The sequence below is a fragment of the Clostridium sp. AF27-2AA genome (genome assembly GCF_003478505.1).
GTDB lineage: Bacteria > Bacillota > Clostridia > Lachnospirales > Lachnospiraceae > Brotaphodocola.
The window spans coordinates 1-26,701 of the sequence record NZ_QUFI01000036.1 but is presented as its reverse complement, the minus strand read 5'-3'; the positions used below and the strand labels follow the sequence as shown (position 1 = coordinate 26,701).

19 protein-coding genes and 1 pseudogene are annotated in these 26,701 nt (G+C 36.8%); 5 read left to right on the top strand and 15 right to left on the bottom strand.

Annotated features, from left to right (window positions below; all coding sequences use genetic code 11):
* The first annotated feature begins 277 nt into the window (after positions 1–277).
* Entirely contained in the window at positions 278–784 is a 507-nt protein-coding gene (locus DWY84_RS14760) for an HNH endonuclease (protein ID WP_118534112.1), read from the top strand.
* 269 nt (positions 785–1,053) lie between these two features.
* Here DWY84_RS14760 and DWY84_RS14755 read toward each other — a convergent pair whose 3' ends face one another.
* Both DWY84_RS14755 and DWY84_RS14750 read right to left on the bottom strand, forming a co-directional pair.
* Positions 1,054–3,042, bottom strand: coding sequence for a hypothetical protein (locus DWY84_RS14755; RefSeq protein ID WP_118534111.1), 1,989 nt, complete (start codon positions 3,040–3,042; stop codon positions 1,054–1,056).
* 68 nt (positions 3,043–3,110) lie between these two features.
* A complete protein-coding gene (locus DWY84_RS14750; RefSeq protein WP_147354305.1) occupies positions 3,111–4,043 on the bottom strand; it encodes a hypothetical protein in 933 nt (310 codons plus the stop codon).
* Between the two features lie 156 nt (positions 4,044–4,199).
* Between DWY84_RS14750 and DWY84_RS14745 the strand changes: the two genes are divergently transcribed.
* The gene (locus DWY84_RS14745; protein ID WP_118534109.1) at positions 4,200–4,784 is read left to right on the top strand and encodes a hypothetical protein; all 585 of its coding nucleotides are present in this window, start codon (positions 4,200–4,202) and stop codon (positions 4,782–4,784) included.
* Between the two features lie 69 nt (positions 4,785–4,853).
* Here DWY84_RS14745 and DWY84_RS14740 read toward each other — a convergent pair whose 3' ends face one another.
* From DWY84_RS14740 to DWY84_RS14695, 10 genes and pseudogenes are all read right to left on the bottom strand, one after another.
* Positions 4,854–5,732, bottom strand: coding sequence for an AAA family ATPase (locus DWY84_RS14740; RefSeq protein WP_118534108.1), 879 nt, complete (start codon positions 5,730–5,732; stop codon positions 4,854–4,856).
* A gap of 34 nt (positions 5,733–5,766) precedes the next feature.
* On the bottom strand, positions 5,767–6,408 hold the full coding sequence (locus DWY84_RS14735; RefSeq protein ID WP_118534107.1) for a GNAT family N-acetyltransferase: 642 nt from the start codon (positions 6,406–6,408) through the stop codon (positions 5,767–5,769).
* A gap of 93 nt (positions 6,409–6,501) precedes the next feature.
* Entirely contained in the window at positions 6,502–7,749 is a 1,248-nt protein-coding gene (locus tag DWY84_RS14730) for a hypothetical protein (RefSeq protein ID WP_118534106.1), read from the bottom strand.
* A gap of 164 nt (positions 7,750–7,913) precedes the next feature.
* Positions 7,914–11,567, bottom strand: coding sequence for a hypothetical protein (locus tag DWY84_RS14725; RefSeq protein ID WP_118534105.1), 3,654 nt, complete (start codon positions 11,565–11,567; stop codon positions 7,914–7,916).
* An 18-nt stretch (positions 11,568–11,585) separates the two neighbouring features.
* Positions 11,586–12,788 (bottom strand): hypothetical protein, encoded by a 1,203-nt coding sequence (locus DWY84_RS14720; protein ID WP_118534104.1) that lies wholly within the window; start codon positions 12,786–12,788, stop codon positions 11,586–11,588.
* A gap of 67 nt (positions 12,789–12,855) precedes the next feature.
* Positions 12,856–13,734: an HNH endonuclease gene (locus tag DWY84_RS14715; protein WP_118534103.1), complete on the bottom strand. Its 879-nt coding sequence runs from the start codon at positions 13,732–13,734 to the stop codon at positions 12,856–12,858.
* A gap of 246 nt (positions 13,735–13,980) precedes the next feature.
* Positions 13,981–14,550 carry a hypothetical protein gene (locus DWY84_RS14710; protein WP_118534102.1) on the bottom strand — a complete coding sequence of 190 codons (570 nt, stop codon included), beginning with the start codon at positions 14,548–14,550 and terminating at the stop codon, positions 13,981–13,983.
* Positions 14,551–14,612: 62 nt separating this feature from the next.
* Positions 14,613–15,521 (bottom strand): sugar phosphate nucleotidyltransferase, encoded by a 909-nt coding sequence (locus DWY84_RS14705; protein ID WP_118534101.1) that lies wholly within the window; start codon positions 15,519–15,521, stop codon positions 14,613–14,615.
* A gap of 47 nt (positions 15,522–15,568) precedes the next feature.
* Positions 15,569–17,332 (bottom strand): annotated as a pseudogene (gene glmS / locus DWY84_RS14700) (glutamine--fructose-6-phosphate transaminase (isomerizing)); the annotation flags it as partial.
* Positions 17,333–17,461: 129 nt separating this feature from the next.
* The gene (locus DWY84_RS14695; protein WP_118534099.1) at positions 17,462–18,367 is read right to left on the bottom strand and encodes a hypothetical protein; all 906 of its coding nucleotides are present in this window, start codon (positions 18,365–18,367) and stop codon (positions 17,462–17,464) included.
* A gap of 296 nt (positions 18,368–18,663) precedes the next feature.
* Between DWY84_RS14695 and DWY84_RS14690 the strand changes: the two genes are divergently transcribed.
* From DWY84_RS14690 to DWY84_RS14680, 3 genes are read left to right on the top strand one after another with little or no spacing between them, the layout of a single operon-like run.
* Complete coding sequence (locus DWY84_RS14690; RefSeq protein WP_118534098.1) at positions 18,664–20,316, top strand: O-antigen ligase family protein; 1,653 nt, start codon at positions 18,664–18,666, stop codon at positions 20,314–20,316.
* Between the two features lie 6 nt (positions 20,317–20,322).
* Positions 20,323–21,489, top strand: a complete 1,167-nt coding sequence (locus tag DWY84_RS14685) for a glycosyltransferase family 4 protein (protein ID WP_118534097.1) — start codon at positions 20,323–20,325, stop codon at positions 21,487–21,489.
* 19 nt (positions 21,490–21,508) lie between these two features.
* Entirely contained in the window at positions 21,509–22,696 is a 1,188-nt protein-coding gene (locus tag DWY84_RS14680) for a hypothetical protein (protein WP_118534096.1), read from the top strand.
* On the opposite strand, the gene glf is transcribed toward DWY84_RS14680, so the two are convergent.
* The 3 genes from glf to DWY84_RS14665 all read right to left on the bottom strand — a co-directional run bounded on the left by glf (position 22,636) and on the right by DWY84_RS14665 (position 26,553).
* Positions 22,636–23,751, bottom strand: coding sequence for a UDP-galactopyranose mutase (gene glf, locus DWY84_RS14675; protein ID WP_118534095.1), 1,116 nt, complete (start codon positions 23,749–23,751; stop codon positions 22,636–22,638). The genes DWY84_RS14680 and glf overlap by 61 nt on opposite strands.
* 14 nt (positions 23,752–23,765) lie before the next feature.
* Positions 23,766–24,692, bottom strand: a complete 927-nt coding sequence (locus DWY84_RS14670; protein ID WP_118534094.1) for a sugar phosphate nucleotidyltransferase — start codon at positions 24,690–24,692, stop codon at positions 23,766–23,768.
* A gap of 235 nt (positions 24,693–24,927) precedes the next feature.
* Entirely contained in the window at positions 24,928–26,553 is a 1,626-nt protein-coding gene (locus tag DWY84_RS14665; RefSeq protein WP_118534093.1) for an acyltransferase, read from the bottom strand.
* Between the last annotated feature and the right edge of the window lie 148 nt (positions 26,554–26,701).

Here is a 26,701-nt window from a genome sequence, read left to right as displayed (position 1 = left end):
TGGAAGACGATAGCTAGTTACCCAGAATTTAAGCGCTTACGAATAAACTAATTCCATCTTACTACATCTATTAAGAAAATTCTATATATCCTCAAATAACGGCATACCTCATTTTCTATATCAATTAATTTTCTAATTCAGGTTCCCCTATTCCATTTTTCGCATTTATCTGTCTTATCGCTTTCCATAATTTATACACAAAAAAAGAGTGCTTTCGCACTCTTTTTTTATTTTGTCTTCGCAAACGGAGAATACACAGTCAAGGAGGATTATTCATATGACAAAAACATTAAATTTACACCCACCGCTCAGCACCTTAAAAGAGCGCATGAAGCACACCCCCAAAAACAGACCAGGAAAAGCATATTGGGATGGCCCACGCGGTAATTCCACTTATGTCGTAAAACCAGAACAGGTAAAACTGCTATCTCTTCTTAATAGTTTTGGTTTAAATGGTATCACTTACATAAATGCCATAGCTGATTTTCGGTTTTGTGCTATTGCCACTGTAATTCTAACATCGCCTATGTCTATCAAGCGCTACAAAAACTTTGCCCTGTGTGATCAGTTATGCGCGGATTTATGGAATCAGACCGATTATTTAGGTTGTCATGAATGGACAAGGCACCTTGTTTCTGAATATCGGAAGCACAACCATTATTCCTGGCATGAGCGCAATGATCGGCTTCAATGTGACCTGGTTCCAACACCTATTCATAGTTTTTTCAATCACCTGGGTGGTATTTCGGAATGTAAAATTACTCAAAGCTTACATATCAACTAATTTGCCGTCCCACACAATCATCAATTCTGCTTGTATTGATGATTGTGCGCTAACTATAATAGCAAAAAATCCAACATTTTCATCAAGACATAATCCTGCATATTTTTCACCAAAATCTTTATTTGTCTATAATCATTTTTCTCATTGTGGATTAGTTTGTACTCTATTATAATAAACATGGCTTTTATTGAATCCAGAGACACACAAGGAAATCCGTTATTAGTGAGATGAAAAGGTCAGCAACAATAAATCACACCAACAATCTCATGTTACAATTTTAAGGATTTTTGTAATACTCTATATGTATTATCTAATTCTTCCCATGTTGAAATACCTAATGAATGTACCTTTATACAATATTTTTTTATTGTATTTCGTAAATACATATCTACCATTCTTATTTCATTAATATTAGGTTCAATATCAAATATGGATTTTCCGCCATGAAGTATCGGATTTCTATATTTATTTTTTAATTGTTCATATTTTTGTTTATTTTGTAAATAATCCGTTTTATCACTGGCTAATATAGTAAATACTAACTTTATCACCTTTTCTTTATTATAATTTCGCGGATCTATTCCATCAAAAGTATCAAACAAGTAACTAATTCGTTGTGTCCAATCACTAACATATTCTGATTCACAAATATTCACCAAAGAACGCTTGCACAAATTATCAATATAATTTGCATTTCCATACAATATTTCATATATTTCATTTTTATAAAGTTTAATACAATTATACGATTCAATAGGAATTTGATACTCACTAAATACGTTACCTGGCAAAAATTTCAAAAACATTTCTTCCTTGTCTTCTACAAATTCATAAATTCCCCTAATACCCATTCTTATTCCAACTCTAGGGGGCAATACTTTTCCATTAAGGGTCTCCCCTCCTGCTAACATATCGTAATACAAACATTCATTTAGTTCGTTACAAATATAATCAACAAATTGTTCCCTTATTAAGGGTGAACGAATATGCTCATCCCTAATTTGCGGCAACTGTAAACCTATAACACGTGGATATTCATCGTCAGTTCTTTCACAACGATATAGTATTTCTAAAATATATTCAAAATCATCTACCAAAAAATCATCAAAAATTGATTCACAATCTCCACCTAAATCTTTTAATATATAGTTTCTATAATATCTATTATATCCAAACTGAGTCAAGCTTGGAATAAGTAGATAGTTTCCCCTCTTCTGTGGATAGCTAATCTGCAAACCCTCCAATGAAGCAACATATGTTGTCCTATGATAATAAATGGCTGGTAATCCAGAAATTAATTGCCTTTGAGGTGTTTTATATGTATATTTGCTAACTTGATTTAAAATATATTCTTTTAATGATTCAATGCTATTCACTTCACTTTCAATTACTTTACTACAAAATTCTATTATAATGTTAAATAATTTTTGATTTATTTCATGTGCCATTCCCGGTGATACCAACTCATCAATTTTTCTTCCTTTATGTACAATCTCTGTTCTTATTTCTTTTGAGTAAAAATATAGCTGTGAACTAATACGGTCAAAATCTAATTGATTTTTAGCTATAATCGATAAAATTCTTTTCTTATTATTAGTAAAACTATATGTATCACAAAGTCCCATTCCATCTATCTTTGAAAACAAAAAAATGAAACATCTTGTCTCATCAATAATCTGCAATGCTTCACATGCCTCGGCTATATATCGTCTATATAAATTATATACTTCATCGCTTCTCTGTGAATAAATCACCCTATATAACCTTGGATTGTTCTCCTCTGTCACACCAAAATCCAGACCCAAGCCTTTTTGCATCAAATAAAACTCTGTTTCTCCGTTCGCGTACGCACCAATTGAATAATCATTATTGATTGAAAATAGTATTCTAGTACCAACTATCAACCCAGGTATCCCTATAGTATATTCCGATCTATTAAATGAACATTCTAATATTCTAACATAATCGAGACGTCTATTTGCATCGTTTAGAATTTTGTCTAATAAAGTAATATCATTGTTTATCTCTTTAATGTCATACTCAGATGATAACAAAAGAAACGATACTCCTATCAGAATCTCTTTGAAGAAACTACGGTTCTTTTCCGCAATGAATCGTAATTTATCTTTTTCATTCTCCGAAAGACTGCTCAATTCAATGTCATCATTCGATACATTCCCTGGAAAAAAAATCATATCTCCAAGTTTTAGTACATACTCTAACAGTACACGGTGTACCGGTAAAATATATAAATTCACTTTATTCAGAGCTCCTTTTTTATTCGATTATATTTTATCTTTATTTAATAGTCTCTCAACATACTTTTTCAATAAAAGCGTTGAATCTGCTCGCGAATTTCTTTATCATCCGTTAATTCTGTATAATCTCTGTATGCAGCTTCATTAGTCTCTAAATATTCCAACCATCCCTCCAATGCCATTAAATACGCATTTTCAAGTTCATTTAATGAAGAATATCGACCAACATAATTTTTTCTTTGTGCCCATGATTCAATAACTACCGGATACAATTCTGTATATCCTCCAATTGGAATTACATGAGCATAACCATCTTCATCAACAACAAGTACATTACCCAATCTATCATCTGCCATTCTCATTTCATATTCTATTTCACCCTTAGTAAACAAATGTTGCGGACTAGCCTGGCCTCTTATTAATTCAACCGAAAATACATCCGTCACATCTTCAATGGAATGGAAGCCTTCTTCTTTAAGCCTTATATTAATAAATTTTCTCAATGCATCAGTAAGTTGAATCACACGCTTCTTATCTCTCATCATCAGCCTTTTCGCATAATTTTTCTGACTATCATCAATCATCTTTCCATCTATTCCAAGATACTTCACCGTTCTATCCGAAAGCCTTATCAATCTACCCTTTGAATTTATATATGAAATAAAATACCCTATTTTTGAATTATTTGTATTTGATTCAACTTCACCTATTGAAAATTTCCATTTTTCAATATTTTGGTCTATGAATTCTCTTGCTTTCCGCTTTTGTTTCCCAACTGCTTCACAATCTATATCCTGCATTATCTTGTCATGCGGTTTAAACGGATTATATGAAAATCTTTCATCATTTAAAACTTGTCTTTTTTGTACGCCATTGCTCTCCGCCATTCTTGATAATATTATTAAATTATCAATATATTCTCGGAACTCTATATTATTGCAATCTCCGTGTCGTCCATCATACGTAGCAGAAATTGAGTTATATAATCCAAATTTCATCACAACCAAAAAAGTTCCCTTTACATACCGTCTGATTAGCCTAGCGCTTTGCGGTAAAGGACGTCCAGATTCATAATCATAAACTCCATAGCAAGCAGCAAAGAGATATTACATAAACTAGATGCTATATCAGACAGAAGTACATCTGACATTCAAACTATGAATTTTTCTAAAATACGTACTGCATTAAAATGGATTGAAAAAAAGAAAAGCTATAATTCTGTCAGAGATATTACGCTTATCCTTTTTCTCTTATCATTCGGTACCGAACGAAGAAAGTTATGCAATTTAAAATGGGAATATATATCTGATGATTTTCATATTTTAAATACAGGCCAGATTGCAAAAGTAATACCCACTCATCTTAATAAATGGCTACGCATTTTAAAAAATGAACAGTTAAAAAACACAACTACCCAAAATGCAGTATATGTCTTCGGAAATAAAGGAACTAATCTTAGCAAACCCATTGAAGAAAGCCGAATCAATGAGATTTTAACGGGTCTCTCAAAAGTTAATCCCACCGATGATTTTTATAAATTATTAACCCCACAAAACATTCGAAAATGGCTATTTCATCGCCTATTAGAGACTCATTCCTTGCAGGACGTTATGGTATTTATGGAGATCTCTATCAGTAATCTGAATAGTTATCTGACCCAAAACGAATTATCAAAATATATTACTAGTAATTTTTTTGAAACCTATCCACTCGATGACTTGACTAAAGAACTACAGTTTTGAGGCAAAACTATAAGCTTGCTACGGAGCATTTACCAAGAGCAGGCGGGAAACCGCCTGCTCTTGGCATGCCTATAGGTAACTCCTAGTCTTCACATAAGCATATGACTGCGGAACATAATGAATCCCGAAATCTTCCAACAAAACAGGTACATCATAACGTTTTATTGTTCCAATTCCATATGCCGATGCTATTTTTTTTGCAGAAAAATACTCATAATATTGCTGCCGGGTTATTCCGGAAAACTGCTCTGTTAATTCCCACAATGTAGGTTTCTGCATTTCATATTTCGATACAACTTCACATTCACCAACAACGGCCCTGACCGGATATGTCGAGTACAAATAGATTTTATCTATATTTTTATTGCATAACCGAGTTCTGTATTCATACCGCTTTTCACCGCAAAGAATTTTTTCTGCGTACTGCGGTTTTATTGGTAAAAGTATACTTTCACCAAATTTTACTTTTTCGGATTGCTGGCTCAATAGAATCTGAAGATTTACATCCAATTTTTTACTAATTTCTTTTGCATACTTTATTTCACTATTTTGGAATTGTTCTATGAAGTTTTCACTCCACTCTAAACCATCACGTTCTTCCAGATTCTTTTTGATTTCTGCAGGCGAATCCACCAAAAGTATTATTGAACTTATAGACATCTGCTTTATAAACTTCATATCTATTCTATGAATTTTATTTTTATTATCAAGCAAACATAAATGCCCGTCTAGAATATAATCCGGCGTCTGTAATGTAAGTTTCCGGAGTTCGTTTAACAATACTGTCTGAGTGTCTTGAATGCTGTCTACCTGCTTTTCCTTAAAGTCATCCTTGACATTTCTTTTAATTAAACTACTGGCAGAAAAAACCATTCTACCTGTTTTTTCTGCCAGTTTTCTACAAAAGTGTGTTTTGCCAACACCATGAATTCCACATACAAAAATCATTTTTACCTCAAATAAAATGTAAAGCTAACTGCCCTTACTTTGCCATTACAATGCGTCGTTGTTGTTCTCTTATATACCAACAATGGATGCACGCTTCAACAAATTCTGAAAGATCATATTTCCCCTCAGATACATATTTCTTATAAAATAAGTCAATGTCTATTCGTTCCAAGCGGTTAAACAATATTTTCTTTGCAGGAAGTACACCGTTATATACCAGTTCTGTGCTAAAAATATTATAATAGTTTCTATTTTTCTGTTCCAATTCAAAACCATAATATTGCATCAGATGTCGGAACTGGTGCTGCTTTGTACTATGCATGGTCAATAATGGTTTATCATTTTGAAGCCATTCAAAACTCAATTCCATTAACCTTTTTCCAATTCCCTGACGCTGGTATCTTTTTGCAACTCGTAATGTGCATATCTTTTGTTCTTCTTCTGTTGATTTCAGAATTGCAATGCCAGCTATACTATATTCTTTCTCACAAATAATAATTTCTCTGCCGGATTTTAACTCTTTATTCTCAGTAAACAAATTATCATACCATGTATTAAATCCCGGATACTCCAGATTTAACCACTTTAAAAAAACATATATCTGATTATAATATGTTTTTTTCTCCCAAAATGAGAAAGCAGAATATTTTGTATAACGTTCATCGTTCTTCATCATGTTAACAGCTCCCCCATTCCGTATTGATCATTCCTTAAATCAAGGATTCGTAATCATATTATTATACTGCGTCTTTTATTATCTTGCAAGCATTTATTTTGATGTGTGACCCAAGAATATTCCAAAACCCAGTAACCCAAATCCTGTCACCGCATAAATCAATGCAGAACTCATTGTTGACATTGTCGTAGTTGGAAAAAGAACGTTTTCCAAGGTGATTACCGCACTGCTTATTATTCCCAACGCGACTACAATCAACGCATATGAAAAAATGGTTAGACGTTTTGCCTTAGAATAATTCACCTTAACCAGGCAGCTATAGCTATCTTTTTGCTTTGTCGTTTTCCAATGATACGCCAAAATATGCCCCTTCGAAAAATCCAATTTGTCACCAAAATAATTGTCCCACAAGCCTTCTTCCAACTCTCTGCAACTCATATCCTGATTACCAAAAGCCCGCACTTCATAAGCAGATGGTTCCATGACCAAAAAGTGAACCCTATTCAAAGCAGCAAATTTCTCATGATTAACGGATATCTCCGCCCGTACTTTCTCCTCTATATTTCTTTTTTCATTTATTTTAAAATCAATCATACGAGTTCCTGAAAAAGCACTTTCAAACGATTTATTCATTGGTTCACTGTCAAAATAGATATTATAACTGAGCGAACTTCCTTTGATCCGAAACCTGAGATATATCCTGTTCGTATCTTTCAAGGCATTATGTTTCTCGCTATTTTCAAGGAATGTTGAAAATGTTCCAAAATTAAACCGAAAGTATGTATGTGCTTCATCACACTCTCTTTTATACACATCCTTTACTGCCTGGTTTAATGGAAACACCAAAAATTTAGTTTCCCCATCTTCTTTCTCAACAATTGTATAGCTACCTTTTGTATGGATTTCACAATCCTCATTAAATATTATAGTTGCATTGTCCCTGCTAGACATTTTTTCTGATAAATCTTCGAAATCATTTTCATTTACCAAAAACGGACAAAAAAATGTCATGGTTTCAATTTGGGTCCAGTTTGCAATGTCGATTCCGATATCTAAGTATGGCTCTCTTTTTTTAACATTTTGAGGACATTCCTCCAAAGACCAAAAATTTGCATGAATACAAAAAACTGGCTCTGATTCTTTATTATCATTGTCCTTTTTTTGTTCGGTTGCTTTTTCAGACTCTTTTTCATTTACTTTCTGATTCTGAGATTCAGTTTGCCCAAGTACTATATCACTATCTAGCTGTTCAATCTGTTCTTCTGACTCTATTGACTCTTCAGCCTCTTTCTCTACAGACTTGCAATCTCTTAATGAATACCATAGCCCAAAACTTTTCATACCTCTTCCTCCGTATTTGATTTCAGTATAGCATTCACAAGAAATGAAGTCTATAGCATAGATATTTTATCTACTTATTTTTTCTTCACTGTATCTTTTTCATCCAAATAGTCATATAGTAATGCAGCTTTTTTAAGGAAATGATTAACCGCGTTCTCTAGAGACTACTGCTTTTTATCTCTCACCGGATTTTTTATAACAACAATTCCTTCCCCATTATTGCTTTCACGATAATCATAGATCCATGTATTCTTCTTTAAGTGATTAAGTATCTCTCTTACATCGCTAGTATCCTCATAGGTCTTTGAATAATTATTACGCTTCGTGAAGATGCCCTTTAATTCCGGGAAGCCAAGTTCATCAAAATGTTTTTTGCATGTTTCTTCTGTCAGGTGAGGAATGGCCTTCGCCCACAATTGAATTTTATCATCCAGGCTACATCTGCTCCGGTTCAAAAGTTCTGATAGCAATGTGTCATCAAGTACAAGTGCTGAATCTGCAATAATATCGTCAATTCTCGATTCCGCAACTCTGTATATAGCAGATTGAACAACCTTTTCATATTCCGAAAAGTGCAAGTATAATTCTCGCTCATCATGTTCATCGAAATTATTATCAAGAATATATTCAATCAGTGCAGTAGAATATTTTTTTCCTACTACCGATACAGGCTTTGCTGTTAATTCGAGCAATGCTATTTTTTTATTGTCCTCTATATCCATACCGAGTATATATAAAGCTTCATCATACCTAAAATTATCAGCCGAAATAAGATTCAAATAGGGCTCCACATTTTGATTAATATACAACTTAACATGGCTTTTATAATTATTTCGAATATATTCCAATCCATCATCATTCATTTCCATGACATGATTCCTTATCAGCACTTCCATCTTATCATCGGCAATATTTTCCGCATTGTAAGTTTCATAATGATATCCAATATCGCACAAAATCTTCCGGTATTTACTGGTTTCCATTTCATTACATATAGCAATCGAGTCAAAAAACTGCCTTGTAATTTCCGCACCAAAATCTACTTCTATTTGTGAATAATCCATATCTGCGGCACATCCATTTATAAATTTCATTAAGCCGCTATTCAAACTATATTCCTTATAATAATTTATTATATTTGAAACTGTCTCCTTTATTATTTCCTTCGTAAGCATCTCAGTCCAGAATTTTTTATCCTGTATTGCCGAAATATCAGAAATAGCTGTTGTCAATGCCTTTATATACTCTTCCCGTATATCCATTTCCACAGACTCATTATTCATAAACGCAATTGCAGCATCCTCTGAATCTTCAATGACCCCACTGCAGTTTTTCAGAATTTCTTTTGCATATTTATTGATATTTGTATCAATATATTGCGCCAGCGGAGAATCCATTGCTTTCTGAATCACAGTATAATTTCTATGTTCTATACTGTATGAATCCACTTCCTTATACATAGATTTCATCATCAATCTGATGTTCTCAAATGACAATTCATATAAATTATTTTCATATACTCCTGCAAACAACTCTGTATTCGCTGTATCAGCCTCAATTGTCTTAAATTTTACTTCGAGAACGCAAAACTGGGAAATCATCTTCTTAGTATTCTCAGGAGAAACATTCAAATAATCACTCTGCTCTGATATATAATTGGCCAGGCAGCCTTCTACGTTAATATCCTGTACCTCCTGCTCATCTAATAAGCATACGGAGTCTAATGAAAATCTTCGCATCTGTTCCGATGGCAATCCTTTATTGGTATATACATAATAGAAAAATTCCGGCCATTGTTTATTCAGCTCAACAATAAATGTTCTATCAAACTGCAGGCTCTCGTAATACTTCGATACAAACTCTATACACTTACTGTCCTTTATCTGTTTTAATAACGCAGACAAATAGTTCCGATACTTAGGATTCTTCTGATTTGCAAGAAGCCCTTTCAAAAGATCATAATTTAAAGTCTCCTCCTCATAAAAATCAACCACTCTTAAGACTGGCGAAGAAAGAACTTTCATAACATCTTTAAGAGGATACTCGTAATTTCTTCCCTTTTTATCTGTTATCTTTCTCAAAAATACCTTATCATGCGCAGATAAACTATCCTCATAGAAATATGTCATATAATCATTATATGTTTCATCTATATATCCATTCGAAATAAGAAATTTTAATAATTCAAAATAGTCATTGCCCTTAATCTCTTTGTACTCATTCTCCTTACCAATTGGGTTAATGCTTTTAATCATAAATATAGAGTCAGCATTTTCCCTTGTAATCAATTCATTCAATAATTTTGATTTCGTGGCAGATATCTCATTCTCAAGGTTCTGAATTTTTGTTTCAAATTCCAGAAGTAAGCCTTTATTTTTATTATCAATTGCTTCTATTCTTTTACCTTTCTCTTTATCTAATTTATTCTTTTCTAGTTGACTTTCTTCCGTTAATCGACCATAGTAACCCGTTGGAAGTTTATTATATTTCAATTCATATACATCGTTCAATTCCTGTATATCATTCAAATTTTCTTTGTTAATATACTTTATTTTCTCTTGTAACCGTTGTATTTCCTGCCTCAACTGTGCTATGGCTTCTTCACTAGCCTTTTCTTTTTGCATAAACAATTCATGAACGTATCCCCTGCCTAGCTGAAGGTCGCAAAAATCCCTTGGAAATACATTCTTATACACAATCATCGCTAGCATTTTATCCCAGCTAAGATCTGTATTGTTTAACCGATTCATATATACAAGGAATTCATTGTATACATTCTTCAGGACTCTCATATCATCTATGTATAACAATAACCTTTGTAGAAAAGTCTTATCAAATTTTTCGTATATATTTCCACGCTTTAAATGTCTTATAAACTGATCATACGAGTTTGATCCATCCAGCACTGGAACAATTGGGATAATAAAATCGAAAAATTTCGTCCTTTCTTTTGTAACAAAAATATCGTCCTTTAATAAATAAAAAAACCTTAATGGCTTATATGACTTTTCACCCTTTAACTTATTCGCTTTCTGTAAATTAACTAAATGATTTACCTCCCGTAACCGTTCAAAAATGAGATTGGAATTAAATCTATCCATATCTTCAAATATAATTACATCCGCATCGACTTGCTCGAAGAGATACAGTACTTCATTCAGATATTTATCAAAATATGAATCATCCTTATTCTCAAATATCTCAATCTCATTTCCCTGTACTGTGACTTTATGAAGCAGCCTTTTGTTGATCTGCATTTTTACAACATAATGTATTCCAACGGCTAAACAGATGCAAAATGCAAGCCCCGCCAAAATAATGCCATCATTATTCGTAACTCTAAGCAGTGCACTTTTCCAAATACCATCAGACAATTCATCTGCCAGACTCTTTATTTTCTCTGATGCTGATATAAATGCTGCACTTCCCAATAATACACAGAAAAATAATGTAACGTTACGTACATCCTTTTGCCCTATATCTTTTTTTACCCTAAAATTTGTCTGCGGTATTTTATCAACCGGAATTTGATGAATCAGCTGATTTAATATCTTCCCCTCCAGCATAGTTTCATCCACGCCATCACTTCCATCACCTGCTATTGGTTTGAAATGTGCCAAAGAAATATATAAAAACTTTTTCTCTTTATGTTTATTCTCATATGATTCTACGACACTGCTTTTACCAGCACCATAAGGTCCGGAAATTGCCACATTGGTAACATCCGAATTCTTGAATACAAATTCGATTGCTTCATCATAAATGGATATATTAGCGTTTTTAGTAGGCGTCAATTTTTCAAAAAAGTATCGTTCCATAAACCTCTCCCTGTTGAATCAAGTAAATTCTCTTTTTAATACCGTCAGCAAATTTTCATACCTTCCATCATACTTATATTCACTGTTATCCAACGCCTTAAATATAAATCTTTTGAGTTCGTGATAATGGGGAATACTATCTTTTTTTACACTCAAGTTTCCCTTTTCTTTCTCTCTATAAGAATAATTGTAATTATATGCCACATCATATAGGCCATATATGTATTCAATTTCCTGCTCATTAAGAAATGAACATTCTGCAACAATACTTTGCCACATTTCCATATATCTTAAATTGACAGAAGTGTCTCCTTCTTTTATATATTTTTCAATACTTTTCAAATCGTTATACAAAATCGATGCATTAAATCTTATCCTCTGTGTATCTACCCTATTCTGCTGTGCTCTATTGATTAAATAAGTACCCACTGCACCTACTATTGCACCTAACAGTGCCGCAATCACAGATATAACATTGGAATCTATATTCACAATCTTACCCCCTTTTGTTTTCTTATCCTGTTCTAAACCGTATACAGTACAAACCTGATCTCTCAATTCATCAACCGAAGGCGCATCACCTCTATTGAAATCAATACCTACATCATAATTTCCAAGCTTTTCATAATATTTAAACTTCTGTGATCCTTCTTTCGGTTCCAGTGATTTTGTTTTAAACAAATCCGTTTCGTAATATAATACTTCTTTTTCATTTATAAAATCTGCATATTTTATTTTAAGATACGATTTCAATTCGATAGTCAAAGACTTATTATCATTGTTTCTGTTATACTTATAAACATTATCTTCTAACCGTTTTAATTTTAGATAATTTCCCGCTGTATACTTCTCTTCAAGTATTCCTAAATCAGCAGCACCAATCGTTCCTACTATATAATAATTTTTCACAGGAATATCTGCACAATAAAAATTATTATTTTGATCAAGGTACTCACATTGCAAAACGGTAACTACTTCTGACTCATAATTCTTTAACTTTCCCTCTGTATTCTTTATTTCTATGTTTGTTTCTATTACATTTCCTGTTTTAGTATCTATTTGGGGCATCTCAGTTACTACAATATTTGGCAAAAAACTATTTTTTGCTATTGTTGTTTGCAATTTTGCAATATTATACATTTGCCACGAAACATATAAGCCAATAATACTGATAATTATCGTAATAACTATCTCCCACTTTATTTTAATCTTTCCGTGCATTCAAAATTGTCCCTTTTAATGTCGGTCACCATTCCCATCTGTTATTTTTCAGGCTTAATGATTGATCTTATACCGTAACTTTTAATGTATACGTTTCAAACTCCCCAAATTTTTCAGCAGAATGCGACATACATAATTTGCATTTGAAAAAGCCATATAAATTTATATATACATATAATCGCTTTGCCTCTATGTACATAGATAATTCGATAATATTCTCCTTATTAGCATCAATGTCTTTCATATCCACCTCTGCATCCGTAGGCATATAATAAAACTTATCTTTTTTATAGTCAAATTTCATTAAAAATTCTCTTATTTCTACTGCTGCCGCATCATCCAAGTATGCATCTCCCAATTTTACAAAACAAAATTCATATGCCATCTTTAACATAACAGGGACGACTTTTACTTGATAATCAGCCATAGCCTCTTCACTTATTTTTACAAATTTTATTCTTGGGACCAGCGAAGTGTCAAAAAAAACCCCCTTATTTTTTACGTCATCTTCTGATATTTCCTCCCCATACGTTTTTTGCATAACAGACTTTGCATACCCACCAAATCCGCACCGCGGACCAACTATTAATATTTTCCCCTGTTCTTCAATAACTTGATGATCTGCTACAAATCCACTTATTTCTCCATCTTTATTGGTTTTCAATTCGCCTTTTATTTGAGAATTTGCATAATTTATTTTTATATTCTTAAAGGGATTCGGAATTCCAGTTCTTCCTTTAATTTTAAATAAATAGCGCATATATTTTGTAATCGTTTCATTCACCATGCCCGCATCCACACGAGTTCCCAGCGAAGAATTGCACTCTATACAAACATTCCTACATACATTTTCTTCGCCTTTGCCACCTAACGAATCTAAAATAATATGCTCTGCATTAAACATTTTCTCATCTTTGATTTTTCGACAAAATATGCATTCTGGCAATGTATCCCCTCAATTTTTAATTCCAAACCTATAAATGAGCAAGTCCGTGATTTTGCACAAAAGAAAGACACCTTGAATTCGATTGTGTTGTATAATGAAAGTGACCAAACCAACATTTGCAACATTCACGAAAGAAGGTATCTCCTGCAAATACTATACATCATTCGGCATTCATATACAACCAGTTTAAGAAATTAAACCTCTGCATGATTTTGGATAATCACATCTGCACTTTAATACATACCCTTACTTCTCCCGCCTATACTCCTCCATCCGAATCACCTTCGCCTTCTTCCGCTTCCCCACTATCCCAATTTTTTCCATATCCAACTTAAAAAACTCCTGTGGATAGCCATATGCATCAAAGCCTTCCGCTTTGCACCAGTTACGATTCAGAAACTCGCTTAATTCCGACTGATACTTCACTCCGGACTCCAGTTTCTTATCAAAACGTGCTACGCATGAAACCATATAATTCATACTGGCTGTAATACCGCTTTCACACAGTTTGGCCACTACCGGCTTGCCTGAGAGTTCAAAATATTTCTGAATCTGTTCTTCTGAATAACCCATGCTACGCATGATTCCCCGGATCACATTTCCGATATACAGCGTATAATAATTCCAGTTGCGTGGTTCTATGTCTGTCATTGCGATCGTATAGTTACTGCTTGCATTCATGATCAGCAATACATTTCTGTGTTTCACCTTGAGCAGATGCGTTTCCCAGCAAAATACCAGCGGAGCCTTTTCTACCAGTTCCAATGGTGTTGCTTTGATCCGTTCTTCAACGCTTTGTGTTACTCCAATTTTCATACTCATTTCCCATTCTTATTATTTTTACTACAGTCGGGCATTCGTCACTCAAGAAATGCGTTCTAATACACCCCCGTCTCAATCAACCCCCGAATTGCCTCCACCACCAGCGGCTTATCCTCCTTATAGGTAACTCCAAACCACTTATCCGGTGTCTCCAGCAAGGTCACCTCGGTCCGCTTTTCTGCCAGCAACTTATCAATGATTTTCGGCAGAAGGTATTCTTTCTTTTCTGCGTCTTTTTCATCTAAGTTATCCAAAAATTCTACAAAGCCGGATTCCAGCACATCCAGGAACTGCGGTGGGAGGCCCCACATGTTCATGGATACGTGCTGGTCTGGCTGTAAGGTGATTTTCTGCTTTTCTTCGTTGCGCGCGGATATCATGCCATCCCTTTTCTGGATGTCATAGGTTTCGATGACACGCTGCAAATGGTTCTGGGAATCTACTTCGCAGATTCCGCGTGTTACACCACCATTCTCGCTTAAGGTGTTGGAAAGGATGAAACCGGCCATGCAAATGTCAAATACGGGCTTTGAAGCATCCATCTGCGTGGTCATATAGTGATACAGCTTTTGAAAGGCTTCTTTGCCGTAATAGTCGTCTGCGTTGATTACCATGAATGGCTCTTTTACTACATCTTTAACGCAGAGGACTGCCTGACCGGTTCCCCAGGGTTTGGTGCGGTTCCAGATATTTTTCTTTCCTGCCGGTAATTCATCCACGGACTGATATACATATTCCACCGGCACCAGTTTTTCAATTCTTCTGCCGATGATCTCTTTAAAATCTTTTTCGATGTCACGGCGGATGATAAATACGACTTTGTTGCAGCCGGCCTCCAGCGCATCGTGAATGGAATAGTCCATGATGATCTCACCGTTTGGTCCTACTGGTTCTAACTGCTTGATACCGCCTCCAAAGCGGCTGCCGATACCGGCTGCCATAATTACTAAGGTTATATTCTTCATGCTTTTGTACGCTCCTGACTTTGGTTATTCCATTGTATCAGAGTCTATTACTCCACCGTCACCGACTTCGCCAGATTTCTCGGCTTATCCACATCCAATCCCTTTGCTACAGACACATAATAGCCCATCAGCTGCAGCGGAATCACTGCCAGTGATGTTGCAAAATGCGGATCTGTCTTCGGAATATAGGTCACGAAGTCTGCGGTGTCCTCCATGTTATAGTTTCCATAGGTGGTAAGTCCCATCAGATACGCGCCGCGGCTCTTGCACTCTACCATGTTGCTGACGGTCTTTTCGTAGAGAGCTGGCTGAGTGAGCACGCCAATGACCAGAGTACCGTCTTCAATCAGGGAAATGGTTCCGTGTTTGAGTTCGCCGGCTGCATAAGCTTCGGAATGGATGTAGCTGATTTCTTTCATCTTGAGACTGCCTTCCAGGCAAATGGCATAATCGATGCCGCGGCCGATGAAGAATACATCTTTCGCGTTTGCCTGCTTTGCCGCAAACCACTGGATCCGCTCCTTGTCCTCCAGAATCTTGCGGATCTTATCCAGGATGATCTGGAGTTCTTTGATATATGCCGCGTACTGCTCGTCTGTAATTTCGCCACGAACCTTTGCAAACTGAATTGCCAGCGTGTAAGCTGCAATAAGCTGGGTGCTGTAGGCCTTCGTTGTTGCCACAGAGATTTCCGGACCAGCCAGGGTATAAAAGACATTATCTGCCTCCCGGGCGATCGAGGAACCTACCACATTGACAATTCCCAGGGTGCGCACACCGTGTTCTTTTGCTTCCCGAAGGGCTGCAAGACTGTCGGCGGTCTCACCAGACTGACTGACGATGATTGCCAGGGCATTTTTATCCAGAATCGGTCTGCGATAACGGAACTCGGATGCCAGTTCCACACGCACCGGAATGCGGGCCAGATCTTCCATCACATACTGGGCTGCCATTCCCACATGATAGGCAGAGCCACAGGCCACAATGTAAATCTGGCTGATATGCTCTATATCTGCATCCGTCAGGCCTACTTCTGTCAAATCGATGGCATCGTTCTTTAAAACAGAGTTTAACGTGTCTGCAACGGCTTTCGGCTGCTCGTGGATCTCTTTCATCATGAAATGCTCGTAACCGCCCTTTTCCGCTGCTTCCGCATCCCACTCAATATGCTTTTTCTCTTTCTGGATTTCTTCTCCGTCCAGATTGTAAAAGGTGATCTCGCCTTTGCGGACACGGGCCATCTCCAGATTGCCGATATAATACACGTTTCTTGTGTATTTCAGGATAGCCGGAACATCGGATGCGATATAGGAAGCGCCATTCTCCACACCAAGGATCATCGGGCTGTCTTTGCGGGCTACATAAATTTCACCTGGATAAGCCTGGAACATTACCGCAAGGGCATACGAGCCACGAATACGTACCATCGCATGATTAATGGCATCCACCGGAGTTCCCTCATACTTCTTGTAATAATAATCAATCAGCTTAATGGCTACCTCTGTATCCGTAGAAGAATAAAAGGTATAACCTTTGCGCACCAGTTTATCTTTTAATTCCTGGTAATTTTCAATGATACCATTATGTACACCAGTCACATTTCCATCGTCGGAAATATGCGGATGCGCATTGTTCTCGGAAGGTTCTCCGTGGGTTGCCCAGCGGGTATGACCAATGCCGCAGGTTCCATATAAAGCGGCACCGCCATCTGTCTTCTCATCCAGTACTTTTAACCGGCCTTTGGCTTTTACCACCTGAACCGGTAATTCGCCGTCACGGACGGCAAGGCCTGCTGAGTCATAGCCTCTGTAATTACACCAAGGCAAATACCGATTTTCCTACCATTATATCATATATAAAGAAAGGGCGAAAAGCCTGATTTATAAGCTTTTCACCCTTCATTCTCATCAAATTACGCCTGACTGGCAATTAATACAAACTTAGTTTGCTTCTGCTGCAGTCTCTGTTCCCTCGGTCTCCTGCGGAACGACCTCGCTACAGGTTACACTGATGTCGATACGGTTATTTCTGTACTTCATGGTATAGCTGTTGCCGGTGTCGGTAGTACCGGTGCTGTCGAGTTTGGTCACGCCCTGTTCACGCTGGCTCTGTACGTAGTCGGTCAGCTTTTTACCCTCGGTCTCACCAAGTATTGATACTACGGTCTGCTCGTATACAGTATTGTATAACTCACAATCAGCTTCCGGAGCTGCATCGTACATGTACATGAAGTCTACCGTCTGAGCTTTGTCCTTCTTGCTGGTCCACATGCTGAAATGATAAAAGTCTACGCCAGATGTGGTACGGAAATAACGTGCTACTTCCAGGTTATTCTCGGTGGTCAGCAGCTGAACGGAGTTCTTATCGGTGCGGGCAGCATTTAATTCTCTGGAAATGGTATTGATGATAGTCTTTAACTCGGAAATATATGCAGAACGAGTTGTGCTGCTTGCTGCTTTCTTTTCTTTTGCCTCAATACCTGCAACTTTGTCTGCAGCCACTTTCTTGCCCGGGTTCGGTTTTGCAGCTTTCTGAGCTTTCTCTCTGGCCTCACGCTCAATCTGCTCCTCTGTTTTTTCCTGACGGACACCATCAGAATCCAGCCAGAAGCCCTCTACTGTTGTATCAGTCATACGATATCCGTCCGGATCGAGATGATAAACCAGCTGTGTGTCCGGATCGGTGAACCAGTTACCAGATGGCCAGTCTCCATTGTCATATACATATTTCCACTTTACTCCGTAGGTAGTGTCTTCTTTTACCCAACCAGCTGCAAATGCTGTGATGCCAGTAGACAGAGTCATTAGTGCTGCTGCAGCGGCAATAACAAGTGCTTTCTTTCTCATATTAGTTTACCTCCACTATTGTTCTCATTTTTTAAGTTCTGTTCATCTCCGAAAAGAACTATTCCTGCATATTTCAGAAGCAGCCCCACGATTACAGCTGCCTTCCTTTGACATAGAAAAGCATATCATAAAACAAGGTTCTTCACAACTACCTAAAATATGAAGATTCTCTGACGCTTTCCTCATACAAATGTCAGAAAAACGTAATTCTGAAAACAGACAAGATTTTCCCGTTGTTTTCAATTGTAAAACCCCTTATAATAATAGAATATCATTACGATTCTAAAGGAGGCAACATGACAAAAAATATAGTAACACCACTGAAGGACGGTTTCTCCGAAACCTGTTCTTCGGTTACCAATAGCATCATCAGCTTTTTTCTTTTGGTTTTGGTAACCGTATTTCCACTTATCGTTCATAATTCCTATTTCGACATTCTCGAAACCAAGTACATGTGCTTTTACCTGACAGTACTTATTATGCTTGGCGTACTTTTATTGGCCGGGCTCATCATGCTTTTCATTGATATGAAAGAATTTCAGGGTGCACATGCAAAAGAACTTTTTGGTAAATTAAAACCCAACCGCTGGAAATCTACTTTTTCCATTGCGGATATGGCCGTTTTTATTTTCTGGCTGACTTCTGTTATATCAACGCTGCAGTCTGAATACCTCTATGAATCTTTCTGGGGGAATGAAGGCCGCTACAGTGGGCTTTTCCTGATTACACTGTATGTTGTACTTTATTTTATCGTCAGCCACTTCTGGCGCATGAATACCTGGATGTTCCAGTGTTTCCTTGTATCCAGCCTGGCCGTCTGCCTGCTTGGCATTTCCGATTCGTTCTATATGGACCTGCTACATTTCCGCACCCATATGAAACAGGATCAGTTCGTCATTTTCGTATCCACAATCGGTAATATCAACAGCTATACCGCCTATGTTTCCGTGTTTATGGGACTGACAACCGCAATGTTTACTACTGCCCAAAATCTGCGGAGCAGCATCTGGTATTATTTTTGCATGGTAATATCCTTTTTTGCAATCATTCTCGGAAGCAGCGATAATGCATATCTGGCACTTGGAGCCTTATTTGCATTCCTTCCTCTGATCGTATTTCGCAAAAAAACTGGTATTATCCGCTATTTCATTACCCTTGCTACATTTGCAACCGTAATCCAATGCATTGACCTTATCTGCCAGACCATTCCGGATAAAGTCAGTGGCCCAGAAAGCCTGTTTAAGGTTCTGGTCAACCTGCCAGGTCTCCCTCTCCTTGTGATTGGTTTATGGATCATCAGTGGCATCATTTGGTACTTTTTCACGAAAAAGGAGCACACCAGCCTCTCCACCGAAACCCTTTTTCTTAAGGCATGGAAAATCCTGGTCGCACTCGGCTTCCTGGCCGTATTTCTTCTCCTGATTGATGCCAACATTCTTGGACATGGCGCACGCTATGGAAGTCTTAGCACCTATCTGGTATTTAATGACCAGTGGGGCACCAGCCGCGGTTTTATCTGGAGAAGATCGCTGGAATTATTCAGTCATTTCCCGCTTTCTCACAAATTGTTTGGATTCGGTCCTGATACGTTTGGCATCCTTACAACCAGAAGCGCTTTTAAAGAAATGATCGCGGCCACCGGCCAGATCTTCGATACTGCACACAACGAATATCTGCAGTATCTCCTGACGATTGGTCCCATTGCCCTGATTGCTTACCTGATTTTCCTGATCAACAGCTGTCAGCATATGGCACGCTACGTGTTAAAGGCTCTCACAACCGAATCCACTGCCGTTCCATACGCAATCGGATGTTTATTTGCAGTCATCTGCTACGGCTTCCAGGCCTTTGTCAATTTGAACCTGCCTATCATAACTCCGTTCCTGTGGATTACACTCAGCATGGGAATTGCAACTGTAAAAAAATATACTGTTCATAAGGTCAAATGATTAATCATGAAAAAAGTACTTCTCGTAACAACCGTCAGTGGTTTTGTGCCACAATTCGAGTTAAATAACGTACATATTTTGCAAAACATGGGATACGAAGTCCATTATGCGGCTAACTATAAGACTCCATCCTATGGCAATGACAATCACCGGCTCGATGGAACCGGGATTGTCCGCCATCAGATTGATTTTGTGCGCAGCCCGTTCAAAACACAAAATCTGACGGTATACCGGCAGCTCTGCCAGCTCATGCAGCAGGAGCACTTTGATCTGGTTCACTGTCATACCCCCATGGGGGGTGTTATGGCGCGATTAGCTGCCCACGCTACCCACACCGGCCCTGTCGCATATACTGCACATGGATTTCATTTTTTCCAGGGCGCACCACTCATAAACTGGCTCTGCTACTATCCCATGGAACGTTTTCTCTCCCGTTTTACCGATCAGCAGATCTGTATCAACCAGGAAGACTATGAGCGTGCCAGAAAAAGCTTTCATGCAAAACATGTAGACTATATTCCAGGCGTCGGCATTGATCTGGCACGGATTCCGCATTTCAGTGATACAGAAATCCGACAAAAAAAAGACAACCTTGGGCTGCCTGCTGGTCAACTCATCATTTTGTCATCCGGAGAAATGATCAAACGAAAAAATCACGAAACCGCTATCCGCGCAATCGCAAAGCTTCCGGAACACTATCCGGTTCACTACGTCATCTGTGGACACGGAAAATTAAATGAATATCTTCATGAGCTTGTCCGAACACTTCACATGGAACATAAGGTAACCTTTCTAGGCTACCGGGAAGATATGCTAGAAATTCTGCAAATTGCAGACATTTTCCTCTTTCCCTCCTATCAGGAGGGACTTCCCATGTCGCTCCTGGAAGCCATGGCAAGCGGACTTCCTGTCGTCTGCTCCGATATTCGCGGAAGCCGGGATCTGATGGGACCAGTCCTTAAAGAACTGCCTGATCAAAAACAATGCGCCGGAGGCATCATGATTAAACAAGCAGACAATACAGATGGCTACGCGCAGGCACTTCAGACGCTACTGAATGCTGTCCCGGAGTTAAAACAACTTGGACAGCAAAATGTCCTGCGAAGCAACAAATTTTCTATCCAGGCTGTTTCCGGCATTATGCAACCAATTTATCAACGACTACTATCCTAATATAAGAAAGAGGAACATTATGGTCATTACCCTGTTTTTACTTTTTGTATTCTTAAAACAATTTTACATCTTTCCATCCGGCAGCATCGGTCTTGCAGATATCAGCCTTATGCTCTGCTGCCTACTTCTACTGCACAACCGGATCCGGGATAAAAGTTTTCGCCCTACGTTAAAACAGGATATTCTGCTTTACCTTTTTCTTGGATTTGTCATTGTTATTAACAGTATCTATGGAATTCTGAACCAGAACAAAGAGTTTTTCAAATACTCTCTGTTCTGGCTTTATAATGTGTGCGCTATCTGGACCTTCCGTGAACTGTGTAATCTATTTGGGGCTAAATTTCTTCGTCAATTAAACTACATTGTTAAGCTAAACATTATTACCCAACTCCTCGTTTACCTTTCTGGACACGGACGCCTTTTTCATGAATACTGGGGTGCACTCCGCTATATGGGAACTTTTAATGATCCAAACCAGCTGGCATTCTTCCTGTTTCTCATGATATTGTTTGCTTATCTTTATTCCTGTACAGCCAAAGATAAAACATTTCCCGTGTTTTATCTCCTGACTGTTCCTGTTCTTCTGGCAACAAAATCTACTGGTATTCTGCTCGGTTTTCTAAGTTTTACCAGCCTTGCTATATTATATGTTCTGTATCGTACGGTTACACATTACCATATTTCTAAAAAATTATGGGGAACTGTCATGGTACTGGCTGCAATCTTCCTTGGCATCTTTCTCATTAAAATATGGCCTGCTGACAACTTTGATGTTAAGAATCTTGATTATACCATGACCTCCCGAATTCAAGAGAAGCTGTGGAAAATCTCACATGGCGGCCTCACCGGACTCATTCTGGACCGCGGTATGGAAAAGCTTGTTCTTTACCCGCAATATCTGCTCTTTGGAGCAGGAGAAGGCGGCTTTGCACGCTTTACCCTGGCCAGCCAGGTTAATGAGATTCACTGCTGCCTGTTCAGCGTTTTGTTCTGCTATGGAATCCTTCCTACCTGCATTCTATTGAGGTGGATTTGGAACAATATAAAGGGCTGCCCGAAAGCAGCCCTGTGTGCAGTTGCCGGTCTTATTATAGAAAGTTTCTTTCTGATTAATTACCGACAGCCGATGTTTTGGATGGTATTGATTTACATTAACTCCTTTTTACACATATCCAATGCTGATGCAATTACGGCATCCATATCATAATATTTATACTCACCAAGCCGACCACCAAACACAACTTTCTGCTCAGCTTCTGCAAGTTTCTTATATTCAGCATAAAGTTTTCCGTTCTTCTCATCATTGACCGGATAATATGGCTCATCTCCTGGTTTCCATTCTGAGCTATATTCCCGGCTAATGACTGTTTTAGGGATCTCATTTCCCTCATCATCTTTTCCAAACTCAAACCATTTATGCTCAATAATTCGAGTCCAAGGGGTTTTTGCATCCGTATAGTTTACGGCAGCATTTCCCTGGAAATTTGGCTTGTCCAAAAGTTCTGTTTCGAAACGGACCGAACGATACTCCAATGCACCTAACTTAAAATCAAAATACGCATCAATCGCACCTGTGTAAATCACCTTAGCTGCCATTTTGTCATAAACTTCTTTTTCCGCAAGATAATCTACTCCAAGTTTTACTTCAATACCTGCAAGCATATTCACGACCATCTTAGTATATCCGCCCATAGGGATGCCCTGATATAATGCGTTAAAATAATTATTATCAAAAGTCAGACGAACCGGAAGGCGTTTTATAATAAATGCCGGAAGCTCAGAACATGGTCTGCCCCACTGCTTTTCTGTATAGCCTTTTACCAGTTTTTCATAAATATCAGTACCAATCAAACTAATAGCCTGCTCTTCCAGATTCTTCGGTTCTGTAATACCAGCAGCCTTTTTCTGTTCCTCAATCTTTGTAAAAGCCTCTTCCGGAGTCACAACTCCCCACATTTTATTGAACGTATACATATTGAATGGCAGCGAATATAACTCGCCATGATAATTCGCCACTGGAGAATTTGTAAAACGGTTAAATTCAGCAAACTGATTTACATACTCCCATACCTGACGATTATTGGTATGGAAAATATGTGCACCGTATTTATGTACATGAATTTTTTCTATATCTTCTGTGTAAACATTTCCTGCGATATTGGAACGTTTATCTATTACCAATACTGATTTTCCGTGTTTCTTTGCCTCATGCGCAAATACAGCCCCGTAAAGGCCTGCGCCTACTACTAAATAATCATACATTGCACATGCTCTCCTTAACCAAATAATTTTTCTTTGTAGAAGCCCTGATTAATCAATTTTCTGATTGCCTCTACGACAACCGGTTTGTCCTCTTTATAAGTAACTCCAAACCATTTATCTTTTGTTTCTAACAATGTTACCTGTGCCTTTTTCTCCGCGAGCAATTGATCAATAATTTTAGGAAGTAAGTATTCTTTTTTTGTTGCCTCGCTTCCTTCCAAACCATTCAAAAATTCTGTAAATCCTCCCTCCAACATATCTAAAAATCTTGGTGGTAATCCCCACATATTCATGGAGACGTATTGCTCTGGTTTTACTTCCACTATACAATTGCTCTCATCACAAGCCGATAATCCATTGTCCGTACACTGTATTTCATAAGTTTCTTTTACTCTCTGTAAGTGATTCTTAGCATCAACTTCGCAAATTCCTCTTGTTACTCCGCCATTATCACTTAATGTATTTTCCAGAATAAAACCTGCCATACATATATCATATATTTGACTTTCTGGATTCATCTTTTGGGTCATATACTGATACAAATTCTGAAATGCATCTTTTCCATAGTAGTCATCCGCATTAATAACAATAAATGGTTCTTTCACTACATTCTTAACACATAATACTGCCTGTCCTGTTCCCCAAGGTTTTGTTCTGTTCCAGATATTCTCTTTATTAGCAGGCAATTCATTCACTGACTGATACACATATTCTACCGGAACTAATTTTTCGATTCTTTTCCCAATAATATTTTTAAAATCCTGTTCAATATCACGACGAATAATAAATACAACCTTATTGCAACCTGCCTCCAATGCATCATGAATGGAATAATCCATAATAATTTCACCATTAGGTCCAACTGGTTCTAACTGCTTGATTCCTCCACCAAATCGACTACCTATTCCCGCGGCCAAAACTACTAATGTAATGTTATTCATACTCTACTCCTCAAATATTTGCCTTAATTCTAAACCTATACTTATACAAAAACTATAGCATGAAATCTATGTTGACAACAATTATTTTGAATTAAACAAAGTATATTTTTCATTAAGTAAAAATATTTTCCCAAAAAATCAACTCATTTTTTTAATTAAGCAAGTATCATTCAACGTCCATGAGCTCCAAGCAATTATAAAATTTTACATTTATAAATTACATAGCAAACAGCACTTATTTATTATTTGCAAAATTTAGCTTTGTTTCTCGAGACCATAACTTTAACGCAATATGCTTATTATCCACCAGTGTATCACCAACAAACAACTTATCACTACTGTTTGAATTTTCATTTAACATTAAAGCAATACTTTCTTGTTCTTCTTCAGAATTCGTTTTCATCTCTATGCAATACTTAGTATTAGGCATTAAAATAACATTCTTATCAATTGTACAATTATATATATCTCCGTCTCTAAAAGCTGACAGTGGTTTCTCCTCAAAATAAATATTTTCTCCTGTATCCAGATTGATAATTGATATATATATATACTGATTTTCTAAAAATTTCCTGTGCCAAGTAATTGTATAGAATTGTAATTTTTCTAAATTAGTCTGTTTTTTTACACAAAATTGTTCCCTCAAACTAACTCCTTTTTCCAATTCAACTACACTATTTGAACTTGAATATAAAAGACTGTTATCTAATATAGCTTTATATCGAATACCGGTTTTCTCAGTTATTAATACTATACAAGCGCATACAAATAGCGTAATTATAAAACGCCGGAAATAGTTCTGTTGATTTCTATATTTTGATAATACATTTGATAAAGCAGCAATGCTACATACAGCTATGACATATGTAAGCCATATCCTTCTAGATCCAAAATCAATATTTAAATCAAGAAGCGCATTTATAGTTTTGAAAGATATTTGAACTGGAATATGCCATAAAAAAATATCCATAGATATTTTTCCTAAATATTCTAACGGTTTAAATTCTAAAATTTTTCTAAAAAGTTTATTATTTATTGCTGAAAAAACAACAATAGGCCATTCTAGTATAATCAACATAAATTGCCCGTTTCGTTCCTGATCCCAAAATGAATAACTTGAAAAATGAATTGCAAACCTAAAAATGATGAGTCCCAAAAATAAACTCATTGCATACTTATTTTTTTGAGAATTATCTAAGCATTCATTTAACTCACATACAATAACACCACTATAAAAGCAAACCACTCCTCTTAACATAAATGAATTTAAAAGAGGTTTATCTATCCCACCTGAATAGAGTATACTTAATGATATAATAAAAATAATAACGTTTAGAATGCGATATTTATCTTTATCCCTTTTTGAAAATTTCGTCGTAATATAATAAAGCAAATACAAAAAAATTTCTACGCTTATGCACCATGCTGGCCCATTAAAAGATTGATCTGTCGTTAACCACCCTGTTTGAATACACAATAAATTCAAAACCAAATGCCAAATAGAAACTCGATAAATATAATAATCGCCTGTTATTGAATTATAGAAAATCTGCATAAACATCATAAACATCAGTGTTGAAAAAAAAAGTGGATATAAATGTTTATAACGTTTTTTCATATACGAAAACAAATCCATTCCAGCATCAATTTTTTCTTTATAGCAATACGCCATAACAAAGCCTGAAAGCAAAAAAAACAATTCCACAAAATACTGCCCTACATTATAAAAATATCCAAAAATCGGCTCAAATGGCATGCCCTCATTTCTTGATTGCATATTTAAATAATGCCATAAAAATGCAATTACTATACACGCAATTCCCTTCAAACTATCAATTGAACGTATTCTTTCTTTGCTCATTGCGCTACTCCTATCTCCCACATTTTCTATTATATCTAGATTCCCGATCTGAGTATACTATATAAATATCTAAAGTAAGATCTTTCAACCTCACTTTAGGTATTTATATTGTAAGCGCTTAAATTCTGGGTAACTAGCTATCGTCTTC

Excerpts from the sequence above, each read along its gene's own strand:
- DWY84_RS14710 (WP_118534102.1), bottom strand. The coding sequence starts at position 14,550 with ATGAAAATTGGAGTAACACAAAGCGTTGAAGAACGGATCAAAGCAACA.
- DWY84_RS14730 (WP_118534106.1), bottom strand. The coding sequence starts at position 7,749 with ATGAAAAGTTTTGGGCTATGGTATTCATTAAGAGATTGCAAGTCTGTA.
- DWY84_RS14760 (WP_118534112.1), top strand. The coding sequence starts at position 278 with ATGACAAAAACATTAAATTTACACCCACCGCTCAGCACCTTAAAAGAG.
- DWY84_RS14705 (WP_118534101.1), bottom strand. The coding sequence starts at position 15,521 with ATGAAGAATATAACCTTAGTAATTATGGCAGCCGGTATCGGCAGCCGC.
- DWY84_RS14695 (WP_118534099.1), bottom strand. The coding sequence starts at position 18,367 with ATGAGAAAGAAAGCACTTGTTATTGCCGCTGCAGCAGCACTAATGACT.
- glf (WP_118534095.1), bottom strand. The coding sequence starts at position 23,751 with ATGTATGATTATTTAGTAGTAGGCGCAGGCCTTTACGGGGCTGTATTT.
- DWY84_RS14725 (WP_118534105.1), bottom strand. The coding sequence starts at position 11,567 with ATGGAACGATACTTTTTTGAAAAATTGACGCCTACTAAAAACGCTAAT.
- DWY84_RS14670 (WP_118534094.1), bottom strand. The coding sequence starts at position 24,692 with ATGAATAACATTACATTAGTAGTTTTGGCCGCGGGAATAGGTAGTCGA.
- DWY84_RS14745 (WP_118534109.1), top strand. The coding sequence starts at position 4,200 with ATGAATTTTTCTAAAATACGTACTGCATTAAAATGGATTGAAAAAAAG.
- DWY84_RS14690 (WP_118534098.1), top strand. The coding sequence starts at position 18,664 with ATGACAAAAAATATAGTAACACCACTGAAGGACGGTTTCTCCGAAACC.
- DWY84_RS14680 (WP_118534096.1), top strand. The coding sequence starts at position 21,509 with ATGGTCATTACCCTGTTTTTACTTTTTGTATTCTTAAAACAATTTTAC.
- DWY84_RS14720 (WP_118534104.1), bottom strand. The coding sequence starts at position 12,788 with ATGCACGGAAAGATTAAAATAAAGTGGGAGATAGTTATTACGATAATT.
- DWY84_RS14685 (WP_118534097.1), top strand. The coding sequence starts at position 20,323 with ATGAAAAAAGTACTTCTCGTAACAACCGTCAGTGGTTTTGTGCCACAA.
- DWY84_RS14740 (WP_118534108.1), bottom strand. The coding sequence starts at position 5,732 with ATGATTTTTGTATGTGGAATTCATGGTGTTGGCAAAACACACTTTTGT.
- DWY84_RS14665 (WP_118534093.1), bottom strand. The coding sequence starts at position 26,553 with ATGAGCAAAGAAAGAATACGTTCAATTGATAGTTTGAAGGGAATTGCG.
- DWY84_RS14735 (WP_118534107.1), bottom strand. The coding sequence starts at position 6,408 with ATGATGAAGAACGATGAACGTTATACAAAATATTCTGCTTTCTCATTT.